Source organism: Deinococcus pimensis DSM 21231 (assembly GCF_000519345.1).
GTDB lineage: Bacteria > Deinococcota > Deinococci > Deinococcales > Deinococcaceae > Deinococcus_A > Deinococcus_A pimensis.
In genome coordinates this window covers 44,319-48,848 of the sequence record NZ_KI912647.1, presented here as the reverse complement: position 1 = coordinate 48,848, position 4,530 = coordinate 44,319, and the positions used below count along the sequence as shown (strand labels likewise).

At 71.7% G+C, this 4,530-nt stretch carries 4 protein-coding genes; 2 read left to right on the top strand and 2 right to left on the bottom strand.

From position 1 onward, the window contains the following. On the bottom strand, nt 1–390 hold a 390-nt coding region (locus DEIPI_RS0113010; protein ID WP_027482047.1), incomplete at its 3' end, for a saccharopine dehydrogenase NADP-binding domain-containing protein. Nucleotides 391–857: 467 nt separating this feature from the next. Here DEIPI_RS0113010 and DEIPI_RS30935 point away from each other — a divergent pair. Continuing rightward, nucleotides 858–1,319: a single-stranded DNA-binding protein gene (locus DEIPI_RS30935; RefSeq protein WP_045234277.1), complete on the top strand. Its 462-nt coding sequence runs from the start codon at nt 858–860 to the stop codon at nt 1,317–1,319. 31 nt (nt 1,320–1,350) lie between these two features. Then, complete coding sequence (locus tag DEIPI_RS41875) at nt 1,351–3,519, top strand: HelD family protein (RefSeq protein WP_027482046.1); 2,169 nt, start codon at nt 1,351–1,353, stop codon at nt 3,517–3,519. 58 nt (nt 3,520–3,577) lie between these two features. Here DEIPI_RS41875 and DEIPI_RS0112990 read toward each other — a convergent pair whose 3' ends face one another. Further along, nucleotides 3,578–4,330, bottom strand: a complete 753-nt coding sequence (locus DEIPI_RS0112990; protein WP_027482045.1) for a serine/threonine-protein kinase — start codon at nt 4,328–4,330, stop codon at nt 3,578–3,580. Nucleotides 4,331–4,530 lie beyond the last annotated feature (200 nt).

Sequence of the window (4,530 nt, the reverse complement as noted above, 5' to 3'; positions counted from 1 at the left end):
GAATCCCACGCCGGACACGGCGGTGATGCCCGCGCGCCGCGCGTCGTGTCCGCGGGCGAAGAGGTGCTCGAAGGCGGCGATCTCGCCCGTGATGTCGAGGTAGTGCGTGGCGGTCGCGAGGCAGGCGTCCAGCATGGGCGCCTGGGTGGCGGAGAAGGGCCCGGCGGCGTGCAGGACGACCCGGATGTCCGCGAGGGCCGCGCGGACGCGGGCGGGATCGTCGAGGGGGAAGACGCGCGCGGGGAGGCCGAGTTCGGCGGCGAGTTCGCGGACCGTCTCGCCGCGCCCGGCGAGGGTGGGCCGCAGGCCGCGCGCGTGCGCCTCGCGGGCGAGGAGGCGTCCGGTGTAGCCGGTGGCGCCGTAGATCATCCAGGGCTGGTCCGCGGTCATGCCTTCAGGGTAGTCCGCGTGGGCGCCGGACGTATGGGGCGGAATCTCATGTCGCGGGCGTGGTCTTTTCGACGTGACCGGAAGTTGTATAGACTGCTACTTCTTTCAGTCTAGACAACTCAGATTAAAGTCAGGCTCGTGAAAAATACGTGCGCGACGCCCAACTTCACGTGATTACACTCCACGCGTAGGAAGACCCGAGCGTCGCGACTCCCCGTTCCCGCCCCCAGGAAGTGACACAGATGAAGAGCAGGACCACCGGTCCGGGCCCCACGCGGCCCGGAAGCGTCCTCACACCCCGCGAATCCCCGCGCGGCCTCACCCGCAACACCCTCTAGGCAGGCTGGAGGGCCGCGTCCGTGGTCCTTCACGTGAGGACCCTCGTGGAACGTGGGTGGCGCTCTCCCGCCGGGCGTGTTACGCTGTGAGCGTAACGGTATCCCTCCGGGTGCCACACAGGAGACTCCATGCCCCAGATCCACCTCACCGGCCCCCTCGGCACCAGCCTCACCGTCGAAGTCCAGGACGAACGCGACATCATCGCGACGCTGCGCAAGTACGGCAAGTCCGGCTGGACCAGCGGCGAGATCCCCCCCGGCGGCCTCGTCCTCCCCCTCGCCATGGCCGACCTGTTCGACTGGACCCTCATCGGCGCGCGCCCCTTCACCACCGACGACGGCGAGCAGTGCGTCTTCTACCGCGGCCAGACCTACAAGCGCCGCGAACTCGACGAGGTGGACACCAAGAAGCTCAAGCTCCCCAAGATCGTCAAGTACTCGCGCGGCGCGCGCCCCACCGACCCCACGCACCTCAAGGAGGGCGAGGAGGGCAGCGTCCAGTACGTCACGCTCATCACCTTCCGCGGCGGCGGACGCGTCATTGAGCAGTACGTCGACCCCGCCCGGCAGGCCACGCGGGAACGCGCCTGAAGGGCGCGTCCACATTCGCTAGACTCTCCCAATGACCGGCGGCCACCCCGACCTCCCGCGAGAGCGCGAGCACCTCGCGGGCACCATCGACAGCATGACCCGCCGCATCCTCCAGCTGGAGGACGGACTGCAGGACGTCGGCGCCGACGAGGACACCGCCTTCGTCCAGCGGCTCGACAACGAGGCCGAGGCGCAGCAGCTCAGCGTGCACCTCAAGGCCCCGTACTTCGGCAGCATGCTCGTCCGTGCCCGCGGGCGCACCCAGCGCCTCTACCTGGGACGCTACCCCTACTACGATCCGCAGGGCGCCTTCACCGTCTCCGACTGGCGCAGCCCCGTCGGACAGCTCTTCTACACCGACGCCGTCGCCTGGGACAAGGGCGAGATCCACCTCAAGCGTCAGCTCGACGTCCGCGACCGGGAGCTCACCGCCCTCACCGACCTCTACGTGCGCGGTGAGGGCGCCGCCGCCGCCGAGGCCGCCCGCGAGGAGGTCCTCGTGCGCCGCCTCTCCGAGGGCGCCACGAGCGGCATGCGCGACATCATCAGCACCATCCAGCCCGAACAGGCCGCGCTGATCCAGGCGCCCGGCACGCGCCCCCTCGTCATCCAGGGCCCCGCCGGGAGCGGCAAGACCAGCCTGCTGTTCCACCGCGTCGCCTACCTCGCCTACGAGGACCGCGGCGACGGCCGCCTCGACCCGAAGAACACCCTCGTCCTCGTGCCCAACCGCGTCCTCGCCGGGTACGCCCGCCGCGTCCTGCCCGACCTGCGCATCGAGGGCGTCACCGTCGCCACGCCCGACGACTGGATGACCGAACAGCTCGGCCTGAACGCCGAGGTCACCGACAAGACCCTCACCCTGCTCCTCGGAAACGCCGACCGCGAGGTCAAGCGCCGCGCGTGGCTGCGCGCCAAGGCCCTCGGCGACGCCCGCATGCTCGACGTGCTGCGCGAGAGCATCCTGCGCCGCTACCGCGACACCCTCGGACGCGAGGCCTTCGAGACGACCGTCACCGCCGCCGAGCACGACTACACCCTCACCTACGACGCCGCGCGCCTCCTCGCCCTCCTCGACCACGCCGCCGCGTCCAGCCTCCTCACCGGCGTCCGCGAGGCCTTCACCCGCCGCCTCGTCGAACGCGCCTGGCAGGACCTGCACGCCAGCGGCGTCCCCGAGAGCGCCTACCGCGCCGTCCTCGCGCAGCTCGAACACGACGCCGCCCGCCTCGCGCAGCGCGCCTTCCGCGCCGCCTCACCCATCACCGAGGTCCGCCGTCTCCTGCGCGAACCCGGCGAGCTCGCCGCGAGCGCGCGCGGCATCCTCCCCGACGCCCGCGTCCGCGCGCTGCTCACCCCCGACCCCGCCGCGCACCTCCCCACCGCCCGCACCGGCAGCGTCGACGCGCTCGAACTGCCCCTCATGCTCGCCGTGAAGGCCGTGCAGGAAGGCATCGGACGCAAGAACGCCCGCGGCGCCGCCGCCTACGACCACGTCCTCGTCGACGAGGGACAGGACCTCAGCCCGCTGCTCTACCGCCTCCTCGCCGACGTCGCCCCGCGCGGCGCCGTCACCGTCGCGGGCGACATCAACCAGGGCATCCACGGCTACCGCGCCGTGTCCTTCTGGACGGAGGCGCTCGACCAGCTGCGCGTCACGCCCGACGATCAGGTGCGGCACCTGCGCCGCACCTACCGCTCCACCCGCCAGATCGTGCACCTCGCCTCCGGCGTGGCCCGCTCCTTCTCCCGCGACGAGGCGCAGGAGGCCGAGGCCGTGCCCCGCGACGGTCAGAACGTCGAGGTCCTCGAGGGCGGCCCCCTCATGGAGCGCGCCGCGCGCGCCGTCCGCGCCGCGAGGGAGGCGGGCTTCGAGAACGTCGGGGTGATCGTCCGGCACGCCCGCGACTGCGAGACCGTCGCCCGCGCCCTCGGCGAGCGCGACATCGACGCGGCCCCCATCGACACGGAGCAGAAACGCTACGCGGGCGGCGTCGTCGTCATCCCGCCCAACCTCAGCAAGGGCCTGGAGTTCGACGCGGCCGTCATCGTCGGCGCGGACACCGCCAGCTACCCCCACGACGTGGAATACGAGACGCGCCTCATGTACGTCGCCGTGACGCGCGGCATGCACGCCCTGTGGCTCCTGCCCGACGGGGAGCTCCACCCGCTGCTTCGCCAGCCCGAGCTAGTGGGCTGAGTACGGCCCCGAGCGGTCGGGTCCTGATGTCTGGTGCGTCCGCGCGTCCCTGCACTCGTCAGTAGGGGAGCGACGCCAGTTTGAGCAGCATGCGCCTCGCCTCCACCGCGGAGGCGAGGCGCTGACGACGGTCCGGGTGGATGAGCTGCGCGCACAGCGGTTCGAGCGGATCGTCGGAGGCGCGCGGGCCCGCCTCCGGGTCGGGCAGTTCCCCGTGCAGGCCCCAGTACAGCAGCACGCCCGCGCCGTACAGGTCGCTCTCGGCGGAGAGCGGCTCGCCGCGCGCCGCCTCCGGCGACTGGAACGCCATCGTCCCGATCCGCAGGGGCGTGCCGAAGGTCTCGTCGGCGGGTCCCGACAGGTCGAAGTCCACGAGCTTCGCGCTGCCGTCGCCGTCCACGATGAGGTTCTCGGGCTTCACGTCCCGATGCACGATGCCGTGCGCGTGGATGAACGCGAGCGCGTCGAGGAGGTGCACGATCGTCAGCAGGAACGGCTTGCGCTCGAACGTGAGGGCGGGTCTGCGCGCGTAGCGCTCGAACAGCACCCGACCACGCGCGAAGCTCAGGATCAGCGCGGGGCGGCCCTGCACCTCCACCTGCTGGAAGACCTGCCCGATGCGAGGGTGCGACAGGCCGCTCGCGTTGAAGTACTCCCGCTCGGCGCGCGCCGCGAGGTGCGGCGGGAAGAGCTTCACCGCGTACGGCAGCCCGTCGCTGCCCACGGCGAAGTACACGACGCTGCTCGCCCCGTGACCGAGTGGCCGCACGAGACGGTACCGTCCCTCCACGAGCGTTCCGGCGAGCGGCATTCCCCTCCCGGTATAGCAGATGAAGCGGGTCATGGTGGAGTGACGCCGAACGATGCGCCACGCGCGATACTGTCATCCGACATGACCGAGCGCATCTCGAAGCAACCCGGACGGCCCGCGTGAGCCGCCTCGGACTCGCCCTCGGCGGGGGCGGCGCGCGCGGGCTCGCGCACATCGGCGTGCTGCGCGTCCTCGCGCGC

Bases quoted from the DNA above. Each gene is read 5' to 3' on its own strand.
- DEIPI_RS41875 (WP_027482046.1), top strand. From the start codon at position 1,351: ATGACCGGCGGCCACCCCGACCTCCCGCGAGAGCGCGAGCACCTCGCG.
- DEIPI_RS0112990 (WP_027482045.1), bottom strand. From the start codon at position 4,330: ATGCCGCTCGCCGGAACGCTCGTGGAGGGACGGTACCGTCTCGTGCGG.
- DEIPI_RS30935 (WP_045234277.1), top strand. From the start codon at position 858: ATGCCCCAGATCCACCTCACCGGCCCCCTCGGCACCAGCCTCACCGTC.